This is a genomic window from Ancylobacter mangrovi (assembly GCF_024752335.1).
Taxonomy (GTDB): Bacteria; Pseudomonadota; Alphaproteobacteria; order Rhizobiales; family Xanthobacteraceae; genus Ancylobacter; species Ancylobacter mangrovi.
The window spans coordinates 143,628-168,041 of record NZ_JANTHY010000007.1; the positions used below are offsets into that span (position 1 = coordinate 143,628).

General features: G+C 68.2%; 24 protein-coding genes. 18 read left to right on the top strand and 6 right to left on the bottom strand.

The window, feature by feature from the left end:
• Window positions 1-113: 113 nt before the first annotated feature.
• The gene (gene hisD / locus NVS83_RS17875; protein WP_258740525.1) at window positions 114-1,430 is read right to left on the bottom strand and encodes a histidinol dehydrogenase; all 1,317 of its coding nucleotides are present in this window, start codon (window positions 1,428-1,430) and stop codon (window positions 114-116) included.
• Window positions 1,431-1,605: 175 nt separating this feature from the next.
• Between hisD and NVS83_RS17880 the strand changes: the two genes are divergently transcribed.
• The 10 genes from NVS83_RS17880 to NVS83_RS17925 all read left to right on the top strand — a co-directional run bounded on the left by NVS83_RS17880 (window position 1,606) and on the right by NVS83_RS17925 (window position 11,987).
• Window positions 1,606-2,085, top strand: a complete 480-nt coding sequence (locus NVS83_RS17880) for a VOC family protein (RefSeq protein ID WP_258733440.1) — start codon at window positions 1,606-1,608, stop codon at window positions 2,083-2,085.
• A gap of 11 nt (window positions 2,086-2,096) precedes the next feature.
• Window positions 2,097-3,320 carry an acyl-CoA dehydrogenase family protein gene (locus NVS83_RS17885; protein WP_258740526.1) on the top strand — a complete coding sequence of 408 codons (1,224 nt, stop codon included), beginning with the start codon at window positions 2,097-2,099 and terminating at the stop codon, window positions 3,318-3,320.
• Window positions 3,321-3,360: 40 nt separating this feature from the next.
• Window positions 3,361-4,050, top strand: coding sequence for a TetR/AcrR family transcriptional regulator (locus NVS83_RS17890; RefSeq protein WP_258740527.1), 690 nt, complete (start codon window positions 3,361-3,363; stop codon window positions 4,048-4,050).
• Window positions 4,051-4,151: 101 nt separating this feature from the next.
• A complete protein-coding gene (locus NVS83_RS17895) occupies window positions 4,152-4,889 on the top strand; it encodes an FCD domain-containing protein (protein WP_258733443.1) in 738 nt (245 codons plus the stop codon).
• Between the two features lie 145 nt (window positions 4,890-5,034).
• Window positions 5,035-6,273 carry an LVIVD repeat-containing protein gene (locus tag NVS83_RS17900; protein WP_258740528.1) on the top strand — a complete coding sequence of 413 codons (1,239 nt, stop codon included), beginning with the start codon at window positions 5,035-5,037 and terminating at the stop codon, window positions 6,271-6,273.
• A gap of 22 nt (window positions 6,274-6,295) precedes the next feature.
• On the top strand, window positions 6,296-7,318 hold the full coding sequence (locus NVS83_RS17905) for a CobW family GTP-binding protein (RefSeq protein WP_258740529.1): 1,023 nt from the start codon (window positions 6,296-6,298) through the stop codon (window positions 7,316-7,318).
• A gap of 526 nt (window positions 7,319-7,844) precedes the next feature.
• Complete coding sequence (locus NVS83_RS17910) at window positions 7,845-8,867, top strand: Bug family tripartite tricarboxylate transporter substrate binding protein (protein ID WP_258740530.1); 1,023 nt, start codon at window positions 7,845-7,847, stop codon at window positions 8,865-8,867.
• 80 nt (window positions 8,868-8,947) lie between these two features.
• A complete protein-coding gene (locus tag NVS83_RS17915) occupies window positions 8,948-9,400 on the top strand; it encodes a tripartite tricarboxylate transporter TctB family protein (RefSeq protein WP_258740531.1) in 453 nt (150 codons plus the stop codon).
• 19 nt (window positions 9,401-9,419) lie between these two features.
• Window positions 9,420-10,949: a tripartite tricarboxylate transporter permease gene (locus tag NVS83_RS17920; RefSeq protein WP_258740532.1), complete on the top strand. Its 1,530-nt coding sequence runs from the start codon at window positions 9,420-9,422 to the stop codon at window positions 10,947-10,949.
• A 9-nt stretch (window positions 10,950-10,958) separates the two neighbouring features.
• A complete protein-coding gene (locus NVS83_RS17925) occupies window positions 10,959-11,987 on the top strand; it encodes an amidohydrolase family protein (RefSeq protein WP_258740534.1) in 1,029 nt (342 codons plus the stop codon).
• A 23-nt stretch (window positions 11,988-12,010) separates the two neighbouring features.
• Here NVS83_RS17925 and NVS83_RS17930 read toward each other — a convergent pair whose 3' ends face one another.
• The gene (locus tag NVS83_RS17930) at window positions 12,011-12,979 is read right to left on the bottom strand and encodes a LysR family transcriptional regulator (RefSeq protein WP_258740535.1); all 969 of its coding nucleotides are present in this window, start codon (window positions 12,977-12,979) and stop codon (window positions 12,011-12,013) included.
• A 77-nt stretch (window positions 12,980-13,056) separates the two neighbouring features.
• On the opposite strand from NVS83_RS17930, the gene NVS83_RS17935 reads away from it, so the two are divergent.
• The 5 genes from NVS83_RS17935 to NVS83_RS17955 are packed head-to-tail and all read left to right on the top strand — an operon-like array spanning window position 13,057 to window position 17,349.
• A complete protein-coding gene (locus NVS83_RS17935; protein WP_258740536.1) occupies window positions 13,057-13,614 on the top strand; it encodes a flavin reductase family protein in 558 nt (185 codons plus the stop codon).
• Complete coding sequence (locus tag NVS83_RS17940) at window positions 13,611-14,711, top strand: LLM class flavin-dependent oxidoreductase (protein ID WP_258740537.1); 1,101 nt, start codon at window positions 13,611-13,613, stop codon at window positions 14,709-14,711. Before NVS83_RS17935 ends, NVS83_RS17940 begins: the two co-directional genes overlap by 4 nt.
• Before the next feature lie 53 nt (window positions 14,712-14,764).
• A complete protein-coding gene (locus NVS83_RS17945; protein ID WP_258740538.1) occupies window positions 14,765-15,787 on the top strand; it encodes a Gfo/Idh/MocA family protein in 1,023 nt (340 codons plus the stop codon).
• A gap of 10 nt (window positions 15,788-15,797) precedes the next feature.
• A complete protein-coding gene (locus NVS83_RS17950; protein ID WP_258740539.1) occupies window positions 15,798-16,346 on the top strand; it encodes a carboxymuconolactone decarboxylase family protein in 549 nt (182 codons plus the stop codon).
• A gap of 58 nt (window positions 16,347-16,404) precedes the next feature.
• A complete protein-coding gene (locus NVS83_RS17955) occupies window positions 16,405-17,349 on the top strand; it encodes a LysR family transcriptional regulator (RefSeq protein ID WP_258733455.1) in 945 nt (314 codons plus the stop codon).
• Window positions 17,350-17,424: 75 nt separating this feature from the next.
• Here NVS83_RS17955 and NVS83_RS17960 read toward each other — a convergent pair whose 3' ends face one another.
• The 4 genes from NVS83_RS17960 to NVS83_RS17975 all read right to left on the bottom strand — a co-directional run bounded on the left by NVS83_RS17960 (window position 17,425) and on the right by NVS83_RS17975 (window position 21,718).
• Window positions 17,425-18,933, bottom strand: a complete 1,509-nt coding sequence (locus NVS83_RS17960) for a tripartite tricarboxylate transporter permease (RefSeq protein WP_258733456.1) — start codon at window positions 18,931-18,933, stop codon at window positions 17,425-17,427.
• 9 nt (window positions 18,934-18,942) lie between these two features.
• A complete protein-coding gene (locus tag NVS83_RS17965) occupies window positions 18,943-19,389 on the bottom strand; it encodes a tripartite tricarboxylate transporter TctB family protein (RefSeq protein WP_258740540.1) in 447 nt (148 codons plus the stop codon).
• Between the two features lie 109 nt (window positions 19,390-19,498).
• Complete coding sequence (locus NVS83_RS17970; RefSeq protein ID WP_258740541.1) at window positions 19,499-20,503, bottom strand: Bug family tripartite tricarboxylate transporter substrate binding protein; 1,005 nt, start codon at window positions 20,501-20,503, stop codon at window positions 19,499-19,501.
• Between the two features lie 78 nt (window positions 20,504-20,581).
• On the bottom strand, window positions 20,582-21,718 hold the full coding sequence (locus tag NVS83_RS17975; protein ID WP_258733459.1) for a Gfo/Idh/MocA family protein: 1,137 nt from the start codon (window positions 21,716-21,718) through the stop codon (window positions 20,582-20,584).
• Between the two features lie 517 nt (window positions 21,719-22,235).
• Between NVS83_RS17975 and NVS83_RS17980 the strand changes: the two genes are divergently transcribed.
• The 3 genes from NVS83_RS17980 (at window position 22,236) to NVS83_RS17990 (ending at window position 24,404) form a co-directional block, all read left to right on the top strand.
• Window positions 22,236-22,700, top strand: coding sequence for a cupin domain-containing protein (locus NVS83_RS17980; protein ID WP_258740542.1), 465 nt, complete (start codon window positions 22,236-22,238; stop codon window positions 22,698-22,700).
• Between the two features lie 129 nt (window positions 22,701-22,829).
• Window positions 22,830-23,798: a Bug family tripartite tricarboxylate transporter substrate binding protein gene (locus NVS83_RS17985; RefSeq protein WP_258740543.1), complete on the top strand. Its 969-nt coding sequence runs from the start codon at window positions 22,830-22,832 to the stop codon at window positions 23,796-23,798.
• A gap of 81 nt (window positions 23,799-23,879) precedes the next feature.
• On the top strand, window positions 23,880-24,404 hold the full coding sequence (locus tag NVS83_RS17990) for a tripartite tricarboxylate transporter TctB family protein (protein ID WP_258740544.1): 525 nt from the start codon (window positions 23,880-23,882) through the stop codon (window positions 24,402-24,404).
• Window positions 24,405-24,414 lie beyond the last annotated feature (10 nt).

The window sequence follows — 24,414 nt, forward strand, 5'->3', positions numbered from 1 at the left end:
GCTGCCATTCCTGATATCTCACTGTTTGAAATTCGAGATATCTCAGGACAAAAAAATCGGCCGGAGCGAGCTCCGGCCGAGTCTTGGAGGACGCCGATCAGGAAGGATAGCGGTCAGCGCCCTGCCCGCGCCGCGCTCGCATAGGCGACGTTGTCGCCGCCATAGCGCCGCACACGGACATTGGCCTGCTCGGCATGACCGAGGAATCCTTCGAGCACGCACAGCCGCGAGCAATAGGCGCCGATCTCGGCGCTCGCGGCATCGCTCGTCACCTTCTGGTAGGTGCAGGTCTTGATGAACTTGCCGACCCACAGGCCGCCGGTGTAGCGCGCGGCGCGGCGCGTGGGCAGCGTGTGGTTGGTGCCGATCACCTTGTCGCCATAGGCGACGTTGGTGCGCGGGCCGAGGAACAGCGCGCCATAGTTGCGCATGTTGTTCCGGAAGTAGTCGGGGTCGGCGGTCATCACCTGCACATGCTCGGAGGCGATGCGGTCGGCCTCGGCCACCATCTCCTCATAGCCGTCGCACACGATCACCTCGCCGAAGTCGCGCCAGGAGACGGAGGCGATCTCCGCCGTCGGCAGGATCGACAGCAGCCGGTCGATCTCCGCCAGCGTCTCGCGCGCGAGCTTCTCCGAATTGGTCAGCAGGATCGCCGGCGAGGTCGGGCCGTGCTCGGCCTGCCCCAGCAGGTCGGTCGCGCAGATTTCCGCGTCCACCGTCTCGTCGGCGATCACCAGCGTCTCGGTGGGGCCGGCGAACAGGTCGATGCCGACGCGGCCGAAGAGCTGGCGCTTGGCCTCCGCCACATAGGCGTTGCCGGGGCCGACCAGCATGTCGACCGGCGCGATGGTCTCGGTGCCGAGCGCCATCGCCGCCACCGCCTGCACGCCGCCGAGCACCAGGATCTCGTCCGCGCCGGCAAGGTGCATGGCCGCGACGATGGCCGGGTGCGGCCCGTTCTGGAACGGCGGCGCTGCCGCCACAACGCTCGGCACGCCGGCCACCTTGGCCGTCACCACGCTCATATGGGCGGAGGCGACCATCGGGTACTTGCCGCCCGGCACGTAGCAGCCCACGCGCTCCACCGGCACGTTGCGGTGCCCGAGGATGACGCCGGGCAGGGTCTCGACCTCGAGGTCGGTCAGGCAGGCGCGCTGCTTTTCGGCAAAGTTGCGCACCTGCGCCTGGGCGAAGCGGATGTCGTCGAGATCGGACTTCGAGACCTTCGACAGCGCCGCCTCGATGTCCTGCTCCGACAGCCGGAAGCTCGCCGGCGACCATTTGTCGAACCGCTCCGAATAGGAGCGCACCGCGGCGTCGCCGCCCGCCTCGATCTCCTTGAGGATGGTCTCGACGGTGGCGCGCACCTGCGCGTCGGCATCGGCACGCTCCGCGATGGAACGCGCCGTCTTGAGATGGCGGGCCATGAATCTTCCTCCCGGCGCTGTCGCTGTGGCGCCCTCAGTCAAGCCTTGCGGAACAAGGCCGAACGTTGTTATTTATCGAGTGAAAACTAATTTCTCCCGAGGTGTCAAGCTGGCCTTGCGCCGCCATCGCCCGCCATGTTAATTTATCAACTGATAATTAATATGGAGGAACGCCATGCGAGCCACAGGCCTGAATCATCTGTCCATCGGCGCCAGGGACGTCGATGCCTCCGTGCGCTTCTATGTCGAGGTTTTCGGCATGGAGACCATTCCCACCTACAATTTCGGTTTCCGCACACAGTATCTGCGCTGCGGCGACCAGCAGCTGCACATTTTCGGCCTGCCGGACACCACGCCGGTTTACCAGCACTTCGCCATCAATGTGGATGACTTCATGGGCGTGTACGAGCGCGCCCGCGAGGCCGGGCTGATCGACCACGCCACCTTCGGCAACGGCGTCAACGAGATGCCGGACGGCACCGTGCAGCTCTATCTGCGCGATCCCGGCGGCAATCTCGTGGAGGTGGACTGGCCGGACGTGGCGAGCCTCGACACCTCCCGCATTCCCGAACTGAAGCGCCTCGCCGACCGCTTCGAGCAGGTGGGCGAAAATCTGGAGGCGACGCTGTTCCTCGATCGCCGCCGGCGGGCCTGAGGGAGGCGACGATGACCCGGACCACCTCCCCGACCGCCGCTCCCCCGGCGGTGCGCTCGCCCGCCGACAGCCGGCATGACGAACTGCTCCAGCGCGCCACCGACCTCGCCTCCATCCTCGCCGGCCGCGCGCCGCAGGCCGAGGCGCTGCGCCGCCTGCCGCCCGAGAACGAGCGCGACCTGCATGACAGCGGGCTCTACCGCATGCTCCAGCCGCGGGCGGTCGGCGGCGCCGAGCTCGGCTATGAATGCCTCATCACCATCGGCGCGGCGCTCGCCGCCGGCTGCGCCTCGAGCGCGTGGAACCTCACCAATCTCGCCAGCCACCACTGGATGCTGGCGATGTTCCCGCCCGCCGCGCAGGACCGCGTCTGGAAGGAAAACCCCGACGCGCTCATCGCCTCGTCCTTCATCTTCCCGGCGGGCAAGGTGAAGAAGGTGGCGGGCGGCTACGAGCTCTCGGGCCGCTGGCCCTTCTCCTCCGGCGTCGACGTGTGCGGCTGGAACATGCTCGCCGGCATCGTGCGGACCGAGGGCGAGGCGCCCGACCACCGGATCTTCCTCGTCCCGCGCGCCGACTACGAGATCCTCGACACCTGGCATGTCACCGGCCTGAAGGGCACCGGCTCCAACGACGTCGTGTGTACCGACGTGTTCGTGCCCGAGGAGATGACGGTCTCGGCCGAGCATCTGAAAGGCGGGCCGACGCCCGGCGGCGAGCGCCATCCCGCCCCGCTTTACCGGCTGCCGGTGTTCGCGCTGTTCCCCGCCATCCTGTCCGGCGTCGGTCTCGGCAATGGCGAAGGCGCGCTGACCGACCATGTCGCCTCGACCCGCAAGCGCGCGGGCAACTACACGGGCGCAAGGCTCGCGGAGCTGCAGAGCGTCCAGATCCACATCGGCAGCGCCGCCACCCGGCTCGCCCATTCGCGCCGGATGATGCTCGCCATCTGCGAGGAGGCGATGCGCGACGCCGGGCGCGGCCATGTCCCGGACATGACGACGAAGTTCGCCTACCGGCGCGACCTCGCCTTCGCCACCCAGCTCGCGACGCAGGCCGTGGACGAGGTCAACGCCGCCAGCGGCGCGCAGGCGCTCTACCTTGCCGGGAGCCAGCAGCGCCGCTTCCGCGACGCGCATGCTATAAGTGCGCATATTGCCTTCAGCACCGACGTCGCCAATGCTGCCTTCGGCCGTCTGGCACTCGGCATGGAGGCGGACAATCCGGTCGTCTGACACGCACGGGCCGGACAAGAGGGGATGTGACGAACCGCAGATGGCCGAACGCCTATCCAAAGCCGTCGCGGCGGCCGAGCGCCAGCCGGCGCCGCGACGCACCCGCAACAAGCCGGAGGAACGGCACAGGGAATTCGTCCGCAAGGCGATCGAGCTCTTCGCCGAGGTCGGCTTCGAGGCCGGCACGCGCGAGCTCGCCCAGCGGCTCGGCGTCACCCAGCCCCTGCTCTACCGCTACTTCCCCAGCAAGGACGACCTGATCACGGCGGTCTATCGCGAGATCTACGTCAATCGCTGGAAGCCCCAGTGGCGCGAGGGGCTGCTGGACGAGACCCAGCCGATCCGCGACCGCATCATCGCCTTCTACGAGGACTACACGCGCACCATCTTCACCCCGGAATGGCTGCGCATCTACCTGTTCGCCGGCCTGCGCGGGGTGGACATCAACCACCGCTATGCCGCCACCGTGGAAGCCGAAGTGCTGCGCCCGATCACGCTCGCCACCCGCAAGAGCTTCGGCCTCGGCGACGGCCCGCCCGCGGCCGAGGAAATCGAGCTGTTCTGGACCCTTCAGGGCGGCATCTTCTACTATGGCGTGCGCGAGATCGTGTACCGGTTCCCGATGGCGGTGGACCGCTCGACCATGATCCGCAACGCGGTCGACACCTTCCTCGAGGGCGTCGGCTCGGTGCTGCGGCGGTTGGCCGAAAGCCCGGAAACGGCGGATTAGACCATTCTCCAGCACGCGCTCGAACATCGGCATTTTGATCGAAACTGTCCTGCGCTTATGATTGTGGCGATTTTTCATCGCCCTTTCGGAGTATGCGTCCCGTGTCCCTGCAACCCGTCGCGACCAATGACGACGACACCACAACCCTGGGCATCGAGATCTATTCGAGGCTCCGGCGCGACCTGATCGCCGGCCACCTCAAGCCCGGCGAGCGCCTGCGCTTCCGCCAGATGAGCGCCGCCTACGGCGTTGGCATCGCCCCGCTGCGCGAAGCGCTCTCGCGCCTGGTCTCGGACCAGCTCGTGCGCTTCGAGGGGCACCGCGGCTACACCGTCGCGCCGCTGTCGCTGTCGGACCTGCACGACCTCTGTGCGCTGCGCACCGAGCTGAGCTGCAACGCGCTACGCCGCTCCATCGCCAGCGGCGACGAGAACTGGGAAGCGGAAATCCTCGCCGCCCTGCACCGGCTGGAGCGTGCGCCGATTCCCCATTCGGTGGGGGAGCGCAAGACGATCGACGAGTGGGAGCAGCGCCACGACCGCTTTCACCGCAGCCTGATCGCCGCCTGCGGCTCGCCCTGGCTGCTGCACTTCTGCGGCGCGCTCTCCGACCATTTCCAGCGCTACCGGCGCGCGGTGATCGTCGTCACCTCGGCGTCCGAGCCGCTGCTGCGGCGCGTGCGCGAGCAGCACCGCACGGTGGCCGAAGCGGCCATCGCGCGCGATGCCAACCGCGCCACCGCCATCCTCGCCGAGCACTTCCAGGGCAGCGTCGACGTGCTCATGCGCAACTACGAGGAAATCTCGCGCAGCCTCTCGGCCGGCAATGACGGGCGGTAGGCTGGCCAACCTCGCAGGGTCCTGTCCGGACAATTTGGGGTTCATTTATTGACATAGGGCATATGTTCGAACATCCTCGGAATTAACAATCACAGGGATCGTTCGACGGGCCTTGCCTCGCGCCGATCCGCCGGGAGGACGACGCATGCTCGATCACATCAAGGCCGACGACGTTAAGATCGACCTCATCTCCGGCATGCGCCTCATCGCCCACGACCCGCTCTCCGGCTTCGGGGGGGTCGGCGAGGGTATGTCGCTGCAGCGCGCGCCCGACGGCCGGCGCATCCTGTGGCTCGCGCATGAGGGACCGCCGAAGAACTTCACCGGCGTCGACGTCACCGATCCCAGCCGGCCGCGCGTGATCGTCCAGACCGACCTGCCGCACAACATGGTGCGCTCCAACTCGCTGGAGACCAGCGGCGACCTGATGGCGGTGGCCTACCAGACCGCGACGCCCGGCCTGCAGCCGGCCGGCATCGAGCTGTTCGACATCTCGGTGCCGGAGAACCCGCGCTCCGTCAGCTTCTTCGACTGCTCGGGCCCCTATTCGCGCGGCGTGCACCAGGTGTGGTTCGTCGACGGCGAGTTCATCCACTGCGCCGCCGGCGCCGCCGACTTCACGCCGCGCAACCAGCTCGACGACCAGGCCTACCGCATCATCGACGTGCGCAACCCCTCGCGTCCGGTCGAGGCCGGGCGCTGGTGGATGCCCGGCACCGCGGAGGGCGACGACGCGCTCGCGCCGGAGCGGCTCGCCATCGACAGCGGCTTCCGCTGCCACAACACCAACGTCTACCCCGCCCGGCCTGACCGCGCCTATGTCGGCTATATCGACGGCGGCTTCTACGTGTTCGACATCTCCGACAAGTCGCGCCCGACGGTGATCTCGAGCTTCAATCCCAACCCGCCCTTCCCCGGCTTCGCCCACACGCTGCTGCCGCTGTTCGGACGCGACCTGCTCGTCGCCACCCATGAATGCGTGCACGATGACGGCTTCGACTGGCCGAAGCTGACCTGGCTGATCGACGCCCGGCGCGAGGACAATCTGGTGCCGCTCGGCACGCTGCCCATGCCCTCCTTCGAGGAGTACCGGCACAAGGGCGGTCGCTTCGGCTGCCACAACGTGCATGAGAACCCGCCGCGCGACACGGCGCTGCAGTCCGAGACGCTGCTGTTCTCGACCCTGTTCAACGGCGGCCTGAGGGTCCACGACATCTCCGACCCGCTGGTCCCGCGCGAAGTGGCCGCCTTCGTGCCGGGCGCCCCGGCCAATGCCCGCGTGCCGGCGACGCAGATCAACGAGGTCTATGTCGACGAGAACGGCATCGTCTATTGCGCCGATCGCCACGCCGGCGGCCTCTACATCCTGGAGCTCGACTTCTGACGCCCGGACGAAAGGCCCGACGATGCCGGATCGCTCGCCGCCCATCCCCGTCATCCTGATCACCGGCTTCCTCGGCAGCGGCAAGACCACGCTGCTGAACCATCTGCTGCGCGACCCCGGGATGGCCGACACGGCGGTGGTCATCAACGAGTTCGGCGATGTCGCGATCGATCACCTGCTGGTCGAGAGCGCGGTCGAGAACGCGGTGGTGCTGCAGAGCGGCTGCATCTGCTGCACCGTGCGCGGCGACCTCGTCGACACGCTCGACGAGCTCTGCGCCAAGGTCGAGCAGGGCGTGTTGCCGCCCTTCTCGCGCATCGCCATCGAGACGACCGGCCTTGCCGACCCCGCCTCGCTCATCCACGCCTTCCTGACCGAGCGCCTGCTCACCGAGCGCTTCACCCTGCGCGCGGTGGTCACGACGCTCGACACGGCGAACGGCGCCGGCCAGCTCGAAAGCTTCGAGGAGGCGCGCCACCAGGTAGCGCTCGCCGATATCGTGGTGCTGACCAAGTCCGACATCGCCCCGGCGGGCGCGCCCGAGCGGCTCGCGGCCGACATCCGCCGGCTGAACCCGGGCGCCGCCATCCGGCAGGTGGAGCACGGCGCCATCGCGCCGGACGCGCTGTTCGCCCTGGTGCCGGAACATCCCTCGCGGACCGGCGGCGACGTGCTCGCCTGGCTGAACGAGCGTGCCTTCGAGGAGGCGCAGGCCGGAACCCATTCCCACCATGACGGCGGCATCGCCGCCTTCGCCGTCACGCTCGACCGGCCGGTCCGCCGGGAGGCGCTGCGGCGCTGGCTGCGCTCGATCCTCTCGCTGCGCGGCAACGACCTGCTGCGGATGAAGGGCATCGTGGCGCTGGAAGGCGAGGATCGGCCGATGGTGGTGCACGCCGTGCAGAACGTGCTGCACCCTCCGGTGCAGCTCGCCGCCTGGCCGAGCGAGGATCACGCCACCCGCATCGTCTTCATCACCCGCAACATCGCGCCACAAACATTACGCAACAGTCTTGAAGTTCTCGCGGCGCGGGAGGCGGCGTGACACAGGGCGCGGATCTGGCCCCGCCCGGTCGGCGGGAACATCGTTGATATTATGTATACAATGAGTCGTTCCCGCCTCTATGAGGCATATACGCAGATACCGGAACATACGCGTCAGTATTACTGACATTTTATTCCTCCCATACGCTCTTTGTTTTTTACAAAAGTAGCACAGCCTCACGGCGAATCCAGAGCTGTGGGAACCTATCGTTCGCTGGCTTCGCGCGACAATTTCACGATTACAACAATCTCAAGGTAGTCGATCGCGGATAATTCCGCGGATCGAGGCTGCGCGCCTCGCGCCGGAGCGTGGCCGGCCATGGCGTGCGGCAAGCCGCTCGACAAATGGATATAAGTTCATTTCTTTATCCATGCCTATTTGTACTATACGTATGCCGATTTGCTATACGTCATACTGGCAGGTTTATTCCGTTTACACTTGACAGTTTGTTGTCAGCATCCTTTCTTCGCCGCACAAGACGCCCACAAGACGCTGCGTCAAATGCCAGCATGGGAAGGAACGCCAGATGAGCCCGCTTCGTGCAGCCCGGCCTTTTCACCCGCTCCTGAAACCGTCCGCCCTCGCCTTTGCGCTGGGGCTCGCCTGCGCGAGCGCGACCGGCGCGGCGATGGCGCAGTCCGCCCCGACGGGGCCGATCGAGATCACCACCGGCACCAGCCCCGGCGGCACGCCGGACGTGCTGATGCGCCGGGCCGCCAAGATCCTCAACGAGCAGAAGATCATCACCAACCCGCTCGTGGTGCAGAACCGCACCGGCGGCTCGTGGATGGTCGCCGGCAATTTCGTGATGGGGAAGAAGGGCGACCGCAACGTCGTGCTGTGCATTGCCCAGCCGATCCTCACCACGCCGATCACCCAGGGCCTGCCGACGCTCTATGACAAGCTGACCCCCATCGCCATGTTCATCCAGGGCGATCTGGTGCTCGTGGTGCAGCCCGACTCGCCGGTGAAGAACCTCAAGCAACTCATGGAGCTCGCCGGCCAGCGCGAGCGCTCGCTCAAGGTCGCCGGCGCGCAGGCAGGTTCCACCGACCACATGGTGGCCGGGCTGGTCGAGAAGGCCGGCAAGGTGAAGCTCAACTATATTCCGTTCGACGGCGGCGGGAGCGCGCAGGCCGCGTTCCTCGGCGGCAATGTCGACCTGATGACGTTGACGCCGAGCGAGGCGATGCCGCTGGTCACCTCCGGCAAGGCGCGCATCCTCGCCATCCTCTCCGACGAGCGCCGGCCCGAGCCGGAGCTGAAGGACGTCCCGACGGCGAAGGAGCAGGGCTACGACATCGTCTGGGGCCAGGCCTGGGGCCTCGCCGGCCCGCCCGAACTCGACGCCGACACCGTGAAGTTCTGGGACGACGCCATCGCCAAGCTCGTCGCCAACCCGGAATGGCAGGCCAGCCTCAAGGAGAATTTCCTGCGCTCCAAGCTGATCCCGGCGGCCGAGGTGAAGCCCTATATGCAGAAATTGCACGAAGAGCACCTCGCCTTGCTGCGCGACCTCGGCCTCGCCAAGCAGCCGCCGGTTCAGTGAACGAGGGACAGGGCGGGGCTGGCCCGGCCGGCCCCGCCAGTTCTCTGCCCGCCCTGCCGAAGGAAGCCGTGGAGACCGGCATGCGCGCGACCAATTTCATCGCCGCCCTCGTCCTGCTCGCCCTGTCGCTCGGCGTGCAGTTCGGCACGCGGGAGCTGCCCTACTGGTCCGACTTCGCGCCCGGCTCGGCCTTCGCAGCCTTCTGGGTCGGCGCGGTCGGCGTCGTGCTGGCCCTCGCCCTTTTCGTCGCCACGGCGATGGATTCCAGCCATCGGCCACATGAATTCCCCGACCGGCACGGGCTGATGCGGGTCGTCGCGCTCCTCGCCGGGCTGTGGCTGATGATCCTGCTCATCCCGCGTCTCGGCTTCCTGCCGGCCGCCATCCTGTTCTGCCTCTTCCTCCTACTCGGCATCGAGCGGCGCCCTCTGGTGCCGAGCCTCGTCACCACCGCGGCGGTGGCGGGGCTCGTCTACGGCGTCTTCATCGCGTGGCTCGGCATCGCCCTGCCCACCGGCATGTTCGGCATCTGACGGCGCAGGGAGATCATCCATGGACGCCCTCGCCTCCCTCGCCCAGGGCTTCGCGGTCGCTGGAACGCCGACCAACCTGCTGTTCGTGCTGATCGGCGTCACGCTCGGCCAGATCATCGGCGCGCTGCCGGGCATCGGCCCCTCGGCCGGCATGGCGCTGCTGCTGCCGGTCACCTTCGGCCTCGAGCCGGTCACCGCGCTCGTGATGCTCTCGGGCATCATGTATGGCGGCATGTATGGCGGCACGCTCACCTCGGTGCTGGTGAACGTGCCCGGCGAGGCGGCGAGCGTGATGACCGCCGTCGACGGCAACCAGCTCGCCCGTCAGGGCCGCGCCGGGCAGGCGCTGGCGGCGGCGGCGATCGGCTCCTTCATCGCCGGCATCGGCGCGGTCGCGGCGCTGGTCTTCCTCACCCCGGCGCTCGCCGCCTTCGCGCTCAGCTTCTCGGCGCCGGAATATTTCCTGCTCGCCCTGCTCGGCATCACGGCCACTGCGAGCCTCGGCACCGGCTCGGCGATGAAGGCGATGATCGGCGCCACGCTCGGGCTGATGATCGCGCTGGTCGGCACCGACCCTATCCTGGGCACGCCGCGCCTCACCTTCGGCTCGCTCGAGCTGATGGAGGGGATCGACTTCCTGCCCGTCGCCATCGGCATCTTCGGCATCGCCGAGATCCTCGTCTCGATGGAGCAGCGCCAGGCCGCGCAGGCAGTTCGCACCCAGCTCAAGGACATGTGGCTGTCGGCGAAGGACTGGGCGGAGTGCCGCATGGCGATCCTGCGCGGCGGGATCGTCGGCTTCCTCATCGGGCTGATGCCCGGCGCGGGGCCGACCGTGGCCGCGCTTCTCGCCTATGTGGTCGAGAAGAAGGCGAGCCCGCACCCGGAGAGGTTCGGCCACGGCGCGCTGGACGGCGTCGCCGCCGCCGAGTCGGCCAACAATTCCGCCGCCCACGGCGCGATGGTGCCGATGCTGGCGCTCGGCATTCCCGGCTCGGCATCGACCGCCGTGCTGCTGGCGGCGCTGGTGCTGCTCGGCATCCGCCCCGGGCCGATGCTGCTGACCGAGCAGGCCGACCTCGTCTGGGGGCTCATCGCCTCCATGTTCATCGGCAACGTCATCCTGCTGGTCATAAACCTGCCGCTCGCCCCGCTCTTCGCCAGCGTGCTGCGCATTCCCTATTCCTATCTGGTGCCGGGGATCCTCGTCGTGTCGCTGGTCGGCGCCTATGCCATCAGCCTCAGCCTGTTCAATGTGGGCCTCACCCTGTTCTTCGGCATGGTCGGCTATCTGCTGATCCGCGCCGACATTCCGCGCGCGCCGCTGGTGCTGGCGGTTGTGCTGGCGCCGCTGATGGAGAGTTCGCTGCGCCAGAGCCTGATGCTCTCGGAAGGCAGCCTTGTGATCTTCGTCCAGCGGCCGCTCGCCGCGATCCTCGCTCTGCTCGTTATCGGCTCGCTCGCCCTGCCGCTCTCCAGCTTCCTCCTCGCCCGCCGCGCGGCCCGCCGGGCCGGCGTGAGCGAGGCACTCTCCCATTCCTCGGACTAGGACACCCGCATGAACTCCCCCCTCTCGATCGACGTTCACGCCCACATCCTCACCGAGGACATGATGGCCCGGATGCGCCGCGAGGCGCCCGATATCGGCCCGACGCTCGGCGAGGTCGACGCCGAGGGCGGGGTGCTGAAGGTGGGCGACATCGTGCAGCGCCCGTTCCCGCGCGGCGGCTGGGACCTCGACCGGCGCTTCGCCGACCTCGACATCGCCGGCTTCGACCTGCAGGTGCTCTCCAACTGCCCGCAGACCTTCCTCTACGACCGCGAGGCGGCGCTGACCGCGGCGCTGTGCGAGATCCAGAACGAGGCCATCGCCGAATTGGTGCGCAGGCATCCCGCGCGCTTTCGCGGCATCGCCACCCTGCCGATGCAGGACCCGGCGCGCGCCGCCGACGAGCTGCGCCGCGCCGTCACCCGGCTCGGCCTGAACGGCGCGCAGATCGGCTCGCATATCGAGGGCCGCAATCTCGACGATCCGGCGCTGGAGCCGGTCTGGGCGACGGCGGACGAGCTCGGCGCCTTCATCCTGATCCACCCGCAGAAGCCGGCGGCAGGGGAGCGCTCCCGGGAATTCTACCTCAAGAACCTCATCGGCAACCCGCTGGAGACCACCATCGCCGGCGCCTCGCTGGTGTTCTCCGGCGTGCTGGAGCGTCACCCGGGGCTGCGCATCTGCCTGGTGCATGGCGGCGGCTTCCTGCCGTTCCAGCTCGGCCGCATGGTGCATGGGTGGAAGGAGCGCCCCGAATGCCGGCGCTTCCTGAAGGAGAGCCCGGAAGCCTCCATCCGCCGGCTGCATTTCGACACACTGACCCATTTCGGCCCGGCGCTGCGCTACCTCACCGACACGTTCGGCGCCGACCATGTGCTGCTCGGCAGCGACTACCCGTTCGACATGGGCACGCTGGAGGGCGTCCGGCAGGTGCGCGCCGCCGGGCTGACGGCGGATGACGAGGCGACCATCCTCGGTGGCACCGCTAGCCGGTGGCTTGGAGTCGGCGGCGAGGAGCGCAAGGCCGTCGGCGCCTGAGCCCGCCTCCGGTGCCGACCGGGCTACGCCGCGCCGACCTCCGCATAGAGGCCGGCCCGCTCGCCCCAGACCCGCCCGATCCGCGCCGTCTCCTGCGCCAGCACCTCGAGGAAGGCGGCCGCCACCGGGCCGAGCGGGCGTCGGGCGGGCTCGATCAGCACCAGGTCCATGACCAGCGCCGGATCGGCGATCGGGTTCACCGTGAAGCGGCCCAGCAGGTCGGAGCTGCGCGCCCGCTCCGCCTCCTCGGCCATCATCAGGCCCGGCAGGATCGCCACCCAGTCGGTGGAGGCGACGAAGTCCAGCGTTCCCATCATCGCGTCGAGCTCCAGCCGCCGCTCCACCGCCACCCCGTTGGAGGCGAGATAGGTCTCGATATTGGCGCGCCGGGCGTTCTGCCCGCTCGGCACCACCACCTTCAGCGGCCCGAGATCGGCGAGCCGCACCGGCTTCATGTGCTCACGCCCCGCCCGCGCGCCCGAGACCAGCACCTCCGGCGTGAAGGCGAAGCGCGTCGTGCGCACCCCCACCGTCCCGGTCGAGGCCGGCACGATGGCGAAGGCGAGCTCGCCCGCCCTCACCTGCTGGGTGAGGTTGGCGGAATAGGCCTCCCAGATGCGCACCCCGACATTGGGATGGAGATCGACGAAGCGCGCCAGCGCCGGCGCCAGCACGGAGCGGGTCATGGTCGGCATCAGGCCGACCACCATCTCGCCGTCGAGCCCGGCACCGAAGCGCCCGACCGAGCGGTTGGCCATCTCGTTGAGGCGCAGCAGCTCGATGCAGTGTCGGTAGTAGCTCTCCCCGGCCGGGGTCGGCTGCACGCTTCCGCCCCCGCGCGCGAACAGCTTCACGCCGAACCGGTCCTCGATCTTGCGGATGTGCTGCGAGACGCCGGACTGGGTCGCGTTCTCGCGCTCGGCGGCGGCGGTGAAGGACAGCTCCTCATAGACCGCCACAAACAGCCGGACATCGCGCAGGGTCTCGCTCATCGCCATTACGTTTCCTGATGGAGATGAGCAGATCATATCATTTCTGGAGCGATCAGTCGCGACCTAAGCTCCTCCCCATGAGCGAACACGTCATCGACTTCAGATCCGCTGACGATCACGGCCATTTCCGGCGCGCGCTCGGCCGCTTCGCGACCGGGATCACGGTCGTCACCACGCGGACCGCGCACGGAAAGCTCGAAGGCCTGACCGCCAACAGCTTCTCCTCGGTCTCCCTCGACCCGCCCATGGTGCTGTGGAGCCTGCGGCGGCAGGCGCCGTCGTTGGAGAGCTTCGCCACCTCCGGATGCTTCGCCGTCAATGTGCTCGGCACGCACCAGCAGCATCTGTGCCGGCACTTCGCCACGCCCCGCGACGACAAGTTCGCGGCCGTGCCGCACAGCATCGGCGATCACGGCTCGCCGCTGATCGAGGGCGCCATCGCCCGCTTCGAATGCCGCACCGAGCAGGTCATCGAGGCCGGCGACCATCTCATCTTTCTCGGCCGGGTGCTGCGTGCGGCGCACCGGGACGGCGAGCCGCTGATCTTCGCCACCGGCTCGCTGTGCGGGCTCGCGCTGCTGCCGCCGGCCCCTCCGGCCACCGACACAATCGCGAACCAGGAAAGCGCGTCATGAAACTCGGCTTCTTCACCATGCCGATCCACCCGCTCCACCGCCCGCTCCACGAGACGCTGCGCGAGGACCGGGAGTTCTGCCTCATCGCGGAGAAGCTGGGCTTCTGCGAGGGCTATTTCGGCGAGCACATCACCGACGCGGCGGAGACCATCACCTCCTCGCTGATCTTCATCGCCTGGCTGCTGGAGGAGACGAAGACCATCCGGCTCGGCTCGGGCACCATCAACCTGCCCAACCAGCACCCCGCCCGCGTCGCCGCCGAGGTCGCCATGCTCGACCACATGGCGAAGGGCCGCTACATCATGGGCATCAGCCCCGGCGGGCTGCTCTCCGACGCCGAGGTGTTCGGCAATCTCGACAAGAACCGCACCGAGATGTTCGTCGAGGCCATCGACCACATACTCGGCATCTGGTCGGGCGAGCCTCCCTACAACCGGGTCGGCCAGCACTGGAGCATCTCGACCGAGCGCACCCACATCCCCGCCCTCGGCCAGGGCGCGATCCACAAGCCCTACCAGCGTCCCCATCCCCCCATCGCCATCACGGCGGTGGCGCCCTTCTCCAAGGGCGTGACGGAGGCGGCGCAGCGCGGCTGGGAGCCGATCTCGGCCAACTTCCTGCTGCCGTGCTGGGTGAAGACCCACTGGCCGAAATATGTCGAGGGCTGCGAGAAGGGCGGGCGCCCGGCGGACCCGGCGAACTGGCGGGTCGCCAAGAGCATCTTCGTCGCCGACGACCTCGCCACCGCCCGCCGGTACGCCACGGAGCCGGGCAGCCCCTACCACGCCTATTACAACTCGCTCGCCACCAAGCTGGTCGGCAACGGCCGCGCCAACCTGTTCAAGCGCGACCAGAGCGCGCCCGATTCCTCGGTCACGGTGGACAGCGTGCTGGCCGATCTCGTCATCTGGGGCACGCCCGAGAAGGTCGCCGACGAGCTCGCCGCCTTCCAGGACGAGATCGGCGAGTTCGGCACCCTGCTCTATGCCGGCCATGACTGGGCCGACCGCACGCTGGCGATCCGCTCGCTCGAGCTGATGGCCGAGAAGGTGATGCCCGCCGTGAATGCCGGCCGGCGCTCCGCCGCCGCCGAGTGAACCCGAACGAACGAAACGAGGCCGCCGGACAAGGCGGCAGACAAGGAGGAAACATGATCCGCGCCGCAATCGTCGGCCTCGGCTGGTGGGGCAAGCACATGATCCGCCGCATGGCGGATTCGGACGCGCTGCGCATCGTGGTCGCGCTCGACACCTCGCCGGCCCAGGAGGCCTTCGCGGCCGAGCACGGCGTGCGCTTCACCACCGACTGGGACGAGGTGCTCGGCGATCCGGCGATCGACGCGGTCATCCTGTGCACGCCGCACTCGCTGCACACGGCGCAGGTCGAACGGGTGGCGAAGGCCGGCAAGCACGTCTTCTGCGAGAAGCCGCTGGCGCTCTCGCGCGCCGATGCGGAGCATTCGGTCGCCGTCTGCCGTGCCGCGGGCGTGAAGCTCGGCATCGGCCATGAGCGGCGCTACGAGCCGGCGATGATGGAGATCAAGCGCCTGGTGCAGTCCGGCGCGCTCGGCACCATCTCCCATGTCGAGGCCAATTTCAGCCACGACAAGCTCGCCGCCGTCCCCAAGACCGACTGGCGCGCCTCGCCGGTGGACGCGCCTGCGGCCGGCATGACGGCGATGGGCATCCACCTCACCGACGCCTTTCTCGACATCTTCGGCCCCATCCGCGAGGTCTACGCCATCACCGCCAGCCGCGCTTCCGAGCGCGCGAACGGTGACGTCGTCTCGGTGCACACCCGCTTCGCCTCCGGCGCGACCGGCTATCTCAACGCGATCCTGGTGACGCCGCTCTATATCGGCATCACCGTGTTCGGCACCGAGGCCTGGGTGGAGGCGCGCAATCATACGCACCCCGACACGCCCGGCCCGACCACCCTCACCATCCAGCACAAGGACGGGCGGCGCGAGGTCACCGAGTATGAGTGGACCGACACCGTGCGGGCCAATCTCGAAGCCTTCGCGCGCGCCATCGAGACCGGCGCGCCCTACGTCTTCACCGACGAGCAGAAGGTGGACAATATCGCGGTGCTCGAGGCCATCTGCCGCTCCGTCGCGAGCAACGCGCCTGTTCCCGTGACGGCGGCGCACCCGCCGCTGGCCGCGACCGCCTGAGGACAACGCCATGGACAGCACCACCGCCAGCCCGCCGCGCTATTTCGAGCTCGATCCCGCCACGCTCGACACCGAGCAGCGCCGGATCTTCGAGGACATCGGCCGCCCGCGCGCGGGCCAGGTGCCGGCCCCGTTCCACATCTATGTCGAAAGCCCGGAACTCGCCGCCACCGCCCAGGCGGTCGGCGCGTTCTGCCGCTACCGGACCGGCCTGTCGCCGCGCCTGTCGGAGACCGCGATCCTCACCACCGCCGCCTATTGGGGCGCGGCCTACGAGTTCGGCGTGCATGCGGGAGAGGCCCGCAAGGCCGGCGTGCCGGAGGCCGAGATCGCGGCGCTGGAAGCGGGACGGCGCCCGGATTTCGACGACCCGGACGCCGCGCTGGTGCACGACTTCGCCGCCGCCGTCTACCGCCACCGCGAGGTGCCGGACGAGTTGTTCGAGGCGGCAGTCGCCCGCTTCGGCCGGCGCACCGTCGTCGAGCTCACCGGACTGCTCGGCTACTATTCGATGCTTGCCATCGCCCTGCGGGTGTTTCGCGTGCCACCGCCGGCCTGACGAGCAGCCTTGCAACGGGGCGCAGAACCAGAACAGGCCCCTTACGGAGGAAGACGCCATGGAACTGCGCAGCATCGAAGCCTTCGTGAGGGTCGCCGAGCTCGGCAGCATCACCCGGGCTTCCCGCGATCTCGGCATCGTCCAGCCCGCGCTCAGCCGCCACATCCAGCGCATCGAGACCGAGCTCGGCACCTCGCTGCTGGTGCGGCTGCCGCGCGGCGTCCAGCTCACCATGGCCGGGCGCCGCTTCCTGCAGCACAGCCGGCACATCCTGCAGGAGGTCGCCCGCGCCACGCAGGACATGAACATCGCCGGCGACTGCCTCTCCGGCCGCGTGGTGGTCGGCATCTCGCCCACCCTCTCCTCGCTGCTCGCTCCCGGCCTCATCGAGCGCTGCACCACCGCCCATCCGGCGATCAGCCTCACCATCGTCGAGGAGTTCACCCGGCGGCTGCAGACCGACCTCGTCAACGGGCAGGTCGACATCGCCCTGCTCACCAACCCGCCGCCGAACCGCGCCCTGCGCTTCACCGCCGTGGTCACCGAGCCGATCGTCGTGGTCATGCCGCGCCAGTCGCGCGGGGTGTCTCCGGTCGTCACCTTCGACGAGCTCGCCGCGACGCCGATGCTCGTCACCCGCGGCATACGCGGCCTCGTCGACGAGCAGCTCGCCTCGCACGGCGTGTGCCTCGAGATCGACTGCGAGGTCGACGCGGTGGAAGCGATCCGCCGCATGCTGCTGCGCGGGCGGGGCGTGACCATCATGCCGATCTCGGCCTTCCGCAAGGAGATCGACGAGGGACAGCTCACCGGCGTCGCCATCGGCGGCGTCAATCTCAGCCGCACCATCATGCTCTCCCATGTGGGGGACAAGGTGAGCGCGGCCGTGCAGGCGGTGATGGGGCTGCTGCGCGCGGAAATCGACGCGCACGCCCAGCGCGGGCTGTTCAGCGCGCTGCCGGACATCTCCCCGCAGCCGCGCACGCTTGCCGGAGCGGCCTGAGACCGCGCGCCGCTCACGGCAGAACGGCCGCGCTTTCGGGCGCGGCCGTTTTCGTTTGCGTCGGTGGAGGCGACGTCAGTCCGCGCCTTCCTCGAAGGCCCGCTCGCGCGTGACCCGGATCATCGGCGCGACGAGGACGAGCAGCAGCAGCACCGTCATGACGAGGAAGGACAGGCTGATCGGCCGCTGGAGGAACACCATCGGGTCGCCATGGGAGATCAGCAGCGCCCGGCGCAGCGTCTCCTCGATCATCGGGCCGAGGATGAAGCCCAGCAGCAGCGGCGCCGGCTCGCAATGCAGGCGCTTCATGATGTAGCCGAACGCCCCGAACACCGCTGCCATCACCACGTCCAGCGCGTTGTTGTTGATGCTGTAGACGCCGATGCAGCAGAACAGCATGATCGCGGGATAGAGCATGCGGTAGGGCACCGAGAGCAGCTTCACCCAGATGCCGACCAGCGGCAGGTTGAGCACCACCAGCATCAGATTGCCGAGCCACATCGACGCGATCAGCCCCCAGAACAGGTCGGGCCGCTGGTTCATGAGCTGCGGCCCGGGCGAGAGGCCCTGCATCATCAGCGCGCCGATCATCAGCGCCATCACCGCGCTCGAGGGCAGGCCGAGCGTGAGCATGGGGATGAAGGCGGTCTGGGCGGCGGCGTTGTTGGCGGCCTCCGGCCCCGCCACCCCCTCGATGGCGCCGCGCCCGAACTCGGCCGGCCGCTTCGACAGCTTCTTCTCCAGCGCATAGGTCGAGAACGAGGCGAGCACCGGCCCGCCTCCCGGCAGCAGGCCGAGGCAGCCGCCGAGCGCGGTGCCGCGCAGCGCCGGCTTGATGAAGCGGCGCATGTCGGCCCAGCGCGGCCATAGCCCGGTCACCTCCTTCACGAAGGTGCGGGCCGAATCCTTCTGCTCCAGATTGGAGATGGTCTCGCCGATGCCGAACATGCCCATGGCGACGACGGCGAAGTCGATGCCGTCGCCGAACGAGGGAATGCCGAAGGTGAAACGCTCCAGGCTGGTATTGGCGTCGATGCCGATGGTGCCGAGCAGCACGCCGACCAGGATCATGCCGACCGCCTTCACGACCGAGCCATGGGCGAGGATCACCGCCGCCACCAGGCCGAACAGCATCAGCGAGAAATAGTCCGCCGGCCCAAAGTCCAGCGCCACCTCCGCCAGCGCCGGCGCCGCGACGGCGATCACCACCGTCGCCAGCGTGCCGGCGATGAAGGAGCACAGCGCGGCGGTGGCAAGCGCCAGTCCCGCCTGGCCCTTGCGCGCCATCTGGTAGCCGTCGATCGCGGTGACGACCGAGGAGCTTTCACCCGGCAGGTTGACGAGGATCGCCGTGGTGGAGCCGCCATACTGGGCGCCGTAATAGATGCCGGCCAGCATGATCAGCGCTGCCGGCGCCGGCAGCGTGAAGGTCACCGGCAGCAGGATGGAGATGGTCGCCACCGGACCGAGCCCCGGCAGCACGCCGATGATGGTCCCGAGCAGCACGCCGAGAAAGCCGTAGACGAGGTTCCAGGGCGTCAGCGCGACGCTGAAGCCCAGTCCGATGTCGTGGAACAGTTCCATGCCGAACCCTCACCACAGATGCGTGGCGGGCAGGTGCAGGCCCAGCCCGTAGACGAACAGAAGCAGGCAGAAGACCGCCAGCCCGACCGCGAGCAGCGCGGTCTCCAGCGGCGCGTAGTGGCGCCCGGCGACGCGCGCCCCGACCACGACGAGCACGCCCGCAACCAGGAATCCCCAGCTCTCGATCAGCAGGCCGAACAGCAGGATGCTCACCACCAGCATGAGCAGCGGGCGGAAATCGACATGCCCGACCTCCGCCGTCTCGACGAGGAAGGAGCGGATGATGAGGATGCCGCCGAGCAGGACGAGGCCCGAGCTGATCATCAGCGGGAAATAGCCCGCACCCATGCGCGAGGCCGTGCCGATCGGGTAGCTGGAGCCGATGATGATGGCCACGGCGCCGAGGCCGCAGAACAGCAGCCCGGTGAGGAAATCCGATGAAACCTTGATGTCCATATATGCGCCCCCTGGGGTCTGGACCTCTTCCCGCCGGCCGGCGCCGGTTAGCGCTGCCGGGCGGGCGATGGACGGGCCGGCGGCGGGCCGGCCCGTTGTCTAGGGAGCGTCAGTCGGCCTTGGCGCCGATCTCCTGGATGACCCCGCTCCATTTGGCGGCGTCGGCCTGGATGTAGGCCTTGAAGTCCGCCGGGCTCGGGCTCGACACGGCGATGACGCCGGATTCGGCCATCCGCTTCTTGATGGTCTCGTCCTTCATCGCCTCGACCACCGCCGCGTGCAGCTTGTCGATGATCGGCTGCGGCGTGCCGGCCGGCGCCAGCAGGCCCTGCCAGGAGGAGGACACGCTCTTGGGGTAGCCTTGCTCGGCCATGGTCGCCACGTCGGGAAGCTGCTCCACACGCTCGCGGGTGGTGACGCCGAGCGCCTTCAGCCGCCCGCCCTTCACATGGTTGATGCCCGAGGAGATGGTGACGAACATAAGGCTGACATGGCCGCCCATGACGTCGGCGGTCGCCGGACCGGCGCCGCCCTTGTAGGGCACGTGCACCATGTCGAGCCCCGCCTCGCGGCGGAACGCCTCCATCTCCAGCCGGTTCACCGAGCCGGTCCCAGGCGAGGCGAAGTTCACCTCGCCCGGCCGTGCCTTCACGTACTCGACCAGTTCTTTGACGTTGTTGGGCGGAAAGGCCGGATTGGCGATCAGCAGGCCGGGCGTGTCGGCGACGATCGAGATCGGGATGAAGTCCTCGAGCGGCTTCACCCGCAGGCTGGAGAACAGGTACGGATTGATCGACACCGTGCCGACATTGCCGAGGAACAGCGTATAGCCGTCCGGCTTGGCGCGGGCGGCGATGTCCATGCCGACATTGCCGGCGGCGCCGTCGCGGTTCTCGACCACGATCTGCTGGCCGAGGATCTCCGACAGGCGCGGCTGCAGCAGGCGGGCCGCGAAATCCGACGCCCCGCCCGGCGCGAACGGCACGATGACCGTGATCGGCTGGTTCGGGTAGTCGGACTGCGCGCTCGCGGGCGAGGCCAAGGCGAGGCCGGCGGCGGCGCTCAGAAGGACGGCGAGGCCGGCACGACGGGTGACAGGCGTAGACGCTTTCATCGTTCCCTCCCAGGGTTGCGGCGCCGGTTTTTGTTGTGAATGGCCCCGCTTCGACTTGCTGTGACGATTGCGGATGCGTCAGGCCATAGCGGCCTCGCGCATGAGTTCGCGTTCTCCCTCGACTTCCAGCGGCAACTTCACCGCCCGCCGAAGCTTGGCGGAGAGGTCGAGCGCCTTGGTGAGCATCAGCCGGTTGTGCGCCTCCGCCGCCGTGGCGTGCTGGGTGGGCAGGTCGAGCGCGATGCGGTTGAGCCAGGATTCGGTCTCGGTGCGCATGGGCCCGCGCAGTTCGCCGAGGGCCATGTCGCCGGGCGGATAGCTGCCCATGAAGTCGACGAGGCGGCTGCGGTCCGGCAGGTAGCCCTCCTCCTGCGGCGCCGACACGGCGAGCACGATGTCGCGATGCGTGTCGTCGATGGTCAGCACACCGCTGGTGCCGACGATGCCGACCTCGAGGCTGTAGACCGCGCCGGGCCAGGTCACCGGCAGCGCCCAGGAGATGTTGAGGTGATAGAGGGAGCCGTCCTCCATCATGATCATGCCGGCGGTGCCGTCGATGCCGCGCCAGTCCGGGCCCAGCACCTTGTCGACCGAGCGGGCATAGACCTCCACCGGCCGCTTGGCCTCGAGGTACCACATGACGATGTCGAGCGCGTGCGTGCCCGAGATCACCATCGGCGAGATGGTCTCGGGCGCGTTGGAGCGGCGGTAATTGTCGATCGCGACCAGCCGGTTCATGAAGGCGCGCGAGGTGACCATGGTGACGTCGCCCAGCGCCCCGGTGCGCACCTTCTCCTTCGCCGCCAGCCAGCGGCGGCGGAAGCGCTGGGTGTAGCCGACCACCGCGTCGACGCCCGCGGCCTCGATCTCGCGCAGCACGCGGGCGGAATCGTCGAGATGGGTGGCGAGCGGCTTCTCGATCAGCATCGGCAGACCGCGCTCGAGCGCGGCCATCACCGGGTCGACATGCAGGTGCTCGTCGGTGGCGACGATGACCGCCGTCACCTCCGGGCGCTTCAGCAACTCGGCATGGCTGGTGGTGACGAAATCCGCACCGATCTCCGCCCCGACCCGCCGGCCCTTCTCGGGATCGATCTCGGCGAGCCCGATCCATTCGACTGCGGGATGGCGGGCCGCGACGGCGCCGCGAAAGAGGCCCACGCGGCCGGCGCCAACAATGGCAAGACCAATACCCTTGGGCGACAGGCGCGGCATCTACGGAACTCCCTGATCGTCCCGCGCGAACCGGCCGCCTCGACATGGCGGCTTCTTGGATCCGGCGGCGCGGATTGCGGCGTTATTTGCCGGCAAGCGGACCATGGGGAGCCATGACGTTCAAATACTCTTTCGCCATTGGCTCATACTGACCGGGCATGGCTCGCCGATCGGCGCAAAGCCGCCCGGGAGCGCCATCGGAGGCTGGATTCGGGCTCCCCGGGCCTGCTGCTATGCACACCTAATTGTCTGGACATTTAAGGCGAAACGCGCTGGCGACAGCGCCGGGAGCGGCACGCGCCTCTCGCACCTGTGTCGGCATACGGTGTCGCGCGCGCGCGATTTCCCAGCGAATTAATTGACTCGGATGAAATGTTCGAACATTCTCCATCTGTCGTTATCATCCGGACTTGATCTGCCGCCCCCGCAGGAGCGCTGCCCACCCAAGTCCGGACATTTATTCCGAAGCGGCCCGGACGAGGCCGTCGGACCAGCAATCAAAGAGAGGATCACGCCCATGCTCGCAGACGCCACCACCGAGCGGAAGACGAAGAACGAAGGGGCGATCAAGGCGGGAGACGGCGCCTATGTGTTCGACCTGCCGAACGTCGCCAAGATGGCCGCCGGCGCACATTACAGCTCCGCCTTCGGGTCGGTCGTCGAAGGCGAGCGCACGCAGGTCGGCCTGATGCGCAAGGCCAAGGGCACCGGCGCCCGCCCGCACTCGCATCCCAACGAGCAGTGGAACTACGTCGTGCAGGGGCGGCTGCGCGTGCATATCGAGGGTGAGGAGGAAAAGATCGCCGGCCCCGGCACGCTGATCTTCTTCCCCGCCAACAAGGTTCACGCCACCGTCGCCCTGCCCGAGGAGGACGTCTACTTCTTCGTGGTCAAGGACCTGTCCTTCGGCATCGCCGGCATCGCCGCCGACGGCCAGGAGACCGGCGCGTTCTACGAGAAGGGCTTCGAACCGAAGAGCTGAGCGACCATGCGTGCGCGGGGCTGCGCCAATAGCCCCGCTCACGCCGACTGCCCGCGCCATGAGGGCGCATGTCGAACCGGCGGACCCACCAGAACAACCAGGCCGCCGGAGAACGCTGGAGGAAACGCGATGATGAAGTTCGCCGCCGGCCTCGCGGCCATAGTTCTGTCCGCCGTGAGCGCACCCGCCGTTCAGGCCCAGTCCTTTCCCGACAAGCCGATCGAGCTGGTCTGCTCGACCTCGCCCGGCTCCACCGCGGCCATGTGGTGCCAGCTGATGGCGCAGGTGCTCGCCAAGCCGGACGTGCTCGGCACCCCGGTCAACGTCGTCTACAAGGGCGCGGGTTCCGGAAACGAGGCCGCCGTCTACGTCATGAGCCGGCCCGCCGACGGCTACACGCTGCTGCATGCGAGCGCCAGCTTCTCGGGCTACATGAACCTGCCGACCTTCTCGGTGAAGCCGGACGACCTCGAATTCCTGGTGAAGGTCGAGAAGTTCATCTACGGCCTCGCGGTACGCTCGGACAGCAAGTACAAGACCTTCGGCGACCTCGTCTCCGCCGCCAAGCTGGCCCCCGGCACGATCGGCATCGCCGGCAACAAGATCGGCTCGATCCACCACAAGCACATCATTTCCGCCTTCTCCGCGGCCGGCGCCACCGTCATCCACATCCCCTATCAGGGGTCGGGCGACGCCATGCGCGACCTGCTCGGCGGCCACGTGCCGGCGGCGCTCGGCACGATCGGCCAGATCATGCCGCACGAGAAGGCCGGCAAGATCCGCACCCTCGTGGTGCTGAACGAGACCCGCTCGCCCGCCCTGCCCGACGTCCCGACCATCCAGGAGCTCGGCTACGTCTACCCGATCTCCCATCAGTGGCAGGGCATCTTCCTGAAGAAGGGCACGCCGGACGACGTGAAGGCGAAGCTGCGCGCGGCTTTCCGCAAGGTCGTCGACAGCCCCGAATACGCCGAATACCTGAAGAACAGCCCGCATGTCGAAAAGGCGTTCGAGGACGACCCCGAGAAGCTGCGCGAGTCGTTCCAGCAGGAGCTGCAGAGCTACCGCACCTTCATGCAGGAAAACGGCATTCTCTGATCGCCGAACCCGTGCCGTCCGCGTCGATCAGACATCGGCGCGGACGGAAGGCATCTGGTTTCGGGAACAGGAATCCCCGAGATGGAAAATCAAGGCATTGTCCGGCTCAGCCGGAGCGCAGCCGAGCTCTTCACCGCCGTGGTCGTGCTGGCGGCGGTGGTCGCGCTGTTCGTCTACAGCTTCGAGCTGCCTCCCTCGCCCATGCGCGGCTATCCGGGAGCGGGCTTCATGCCCCGGCTCGTCCTCATCTACACCGCCGTCTTCACCGTGATCTGGCTGGGCCGGCTGGTGCTGGCCCGCGCGCGCAGCGCCCGCGAGACGAGGGCCCTCGCCCCGGCGGCGGGCGACGACAGCATCGAGTTCGAGTACCGGGGCTATCTCGTCACCATCGCGACCGTGCTCGCCTTCGTCGTGGGCCTGCAATATCTCGGCTTCGAGATCACCTGTTTCGGCATCCTGTCGCTGCTGCTGGCGGTGCGGCTGAGCAGCGTGGCGCTGGCCGTCGCGGTGGCGGCGCTGACGACGCTCATTCTCTATGCGGTCTTCGTTCTGCTGCTGAACGTCTCGGTTCCGCTCGCCATCCTGCCGGACTTCATCACGTTCTGAGGAAGCGACG

Excerpts from the sequence above, each read along its gene's own strand:
- hisD (WP_258740525.1), bottom strand. The coding sequence starts at position 1,430 with ATGGCCCGCCATCTCAAGACGGCGCGTTCCATCGCGGAGCGTGCCGAT.
- NVS83_RS17880 (WP_258733440.1), top strand. The coding sequence starts at position 1,606 with ATGCGAGCCACAGGCCTGAATCATCTGTCCATCGGCGCCAGGGACGTC.
- NVS83_RS17885 (WP_258740526.1), top strand. The coding sequence starts at position 2,097 with ATGACCCGGACCACCTCCCCGACCGCCGCTCCCCCGGCGGTGCGCTCG.
- NVS83_RS17890 (WP_258740527.1), top strand. The coding sequence starts at position 3,361 with ATGGCCGAACGCCTATCCAAAGCCGTCGCGGCGGCCGAGCGCCAGCCG.
- NVS83_RS17900 (WP_258740528.1), top strand. The coding sequence starts at position 5,035 with ATGCTCGATCACATCAAGGCCGACGACGTTAAGATCGACCTCATCTCC.
- NVS83_RS17905 (WP_258740529.1), top strand. The coding sequence starts at position 6,296 with ATGCCGGATCGCTCGCCGCCCATCCCCGTCATCCTGATCACCGGCTTC.
- NVS83_RS17910 (WP_258740530.1), top strand. The coding sequence starts at position 7,845 with ATGAGCCCGCTTCGTGCAGCCCGGCCTTTTCACCCGCTCCTGAAACCG.
- NVS83_RS17915 (WP_258740531.1), top strand. The coding sequence starts at position 8,948 with ATGCGCGCGACCAATTTCATCGCCGCCCTCGTCCTGCTCGCCCTGTCG.
- NVS83_RS17920 (WP_258740532.1), top strand. The coding sequence starts at position 9,420 with ATGGACGCCCTCGCCTCCCTCGCCCAGGGCTTCGCGGTCGCTGGAACG.
- NVS83_RS17925 (WP_258740534.1), top strand. The coding sequence starts at position 10,959 with ATGAACTCCCCCCTCTCGATCGACGTTCACGCCCACATCCTCACCGAG.
- NVS83_RS17930 (WP_258740535.1), bottom strand. The coding sequence starts at position 12,979 with ATGAGCGAGACCCTGCGCGATGTCCGGCTGTTTGTGGCGGTCTATGAG.
- NVS83_RS17935 (WP_258740536.1), top strand. The coding sequence starts at position 13,057 with ATGAGCGAACACGTCATCGACTTCAGATCCGCTGACGATCACGGCCAT.
- NVS83_RS17940 (WP_258740537.1), top strand. The coding sequence starts at position 13,611 with ATGAAACTCGGCTTCTTCACCATGCCGATCCACCCGCTCCACCGCCCG.
- NVS83_RS17945 (WP_258740538.1), top strand. The coding sequence starts at position 14,765 with ATGATCCGCGCCGCAATCGTCGGCCTCGGCTGGTGGGGCAAGCACATG.
- NVS83_RS17950 (WP_258740539.1), top strand. The coding sequence starts at position 15,798 with ATGGACAGCACCACCGCCAGCCCGCCGCGCTATTTCGAGCTCGATCCC.
- NVS83_RS17955 (WP_258733455.1), top strand. The coding sequence starts at position 16,405 with ATGGAACTGCGCAGCATCGAAGCCTTCGTGAGGGTCGCCGAGCTCGGC.
- NVS83_RS17960 (WP_258733456.1), bottom strand. The coding sequence starts at position 18,933 with ATGGAACTGTTCCACGACATCGGACTGGGCTTCAGCGTCGCGCTGACG.
- NVS83_RS17965 (WP_258740540.1), bottom strand. The coding sequence starts at position 19,389 with ATGGACATCAAGGTTTCATCGGATTTCCTCACCGGGCTGCTGTTCTGC.
- NVS83_RS17970 (WP_258740541.1), bottom strand. The coding sequence starts at position 20,503 with ATGAAAGCGTCTACGCCTGTCACCCGTCGTGCCGGCCTCGCCGTCCTT.
- NVS83_RS17975 (WP_258733459.1), bottom strand. The coding sequence starts at position 21,718 with ATGCCGCGCCTGTCGCCCAAGGGTATTGGTCTTGCCATTGTTGGCGCC.
- NVS83_RS17980 (WP_258740542.1), top strand. The coding sequence starts at position 22,236 with ATGCTCGCAGACGCCACCACCGAGCGGAAGACGAAGAACGAAGGGGCG.
- NVS83_RS17985 (WP_258740543.1), top strand. The coding sequence starts at position 22,830 with ATGATGAAGTTCGCCGCCGGCCTCGCGGCCATAGTTCTGTCCGCCGTG.
- NVS83_RS17990 (WP_258740544.1), top strand. The coding sequence starts at position 23,880 with ATGGAAAATCAAGGCATTGTCCGGCTCAGCCGGAGCGCAGCCGAGCTC.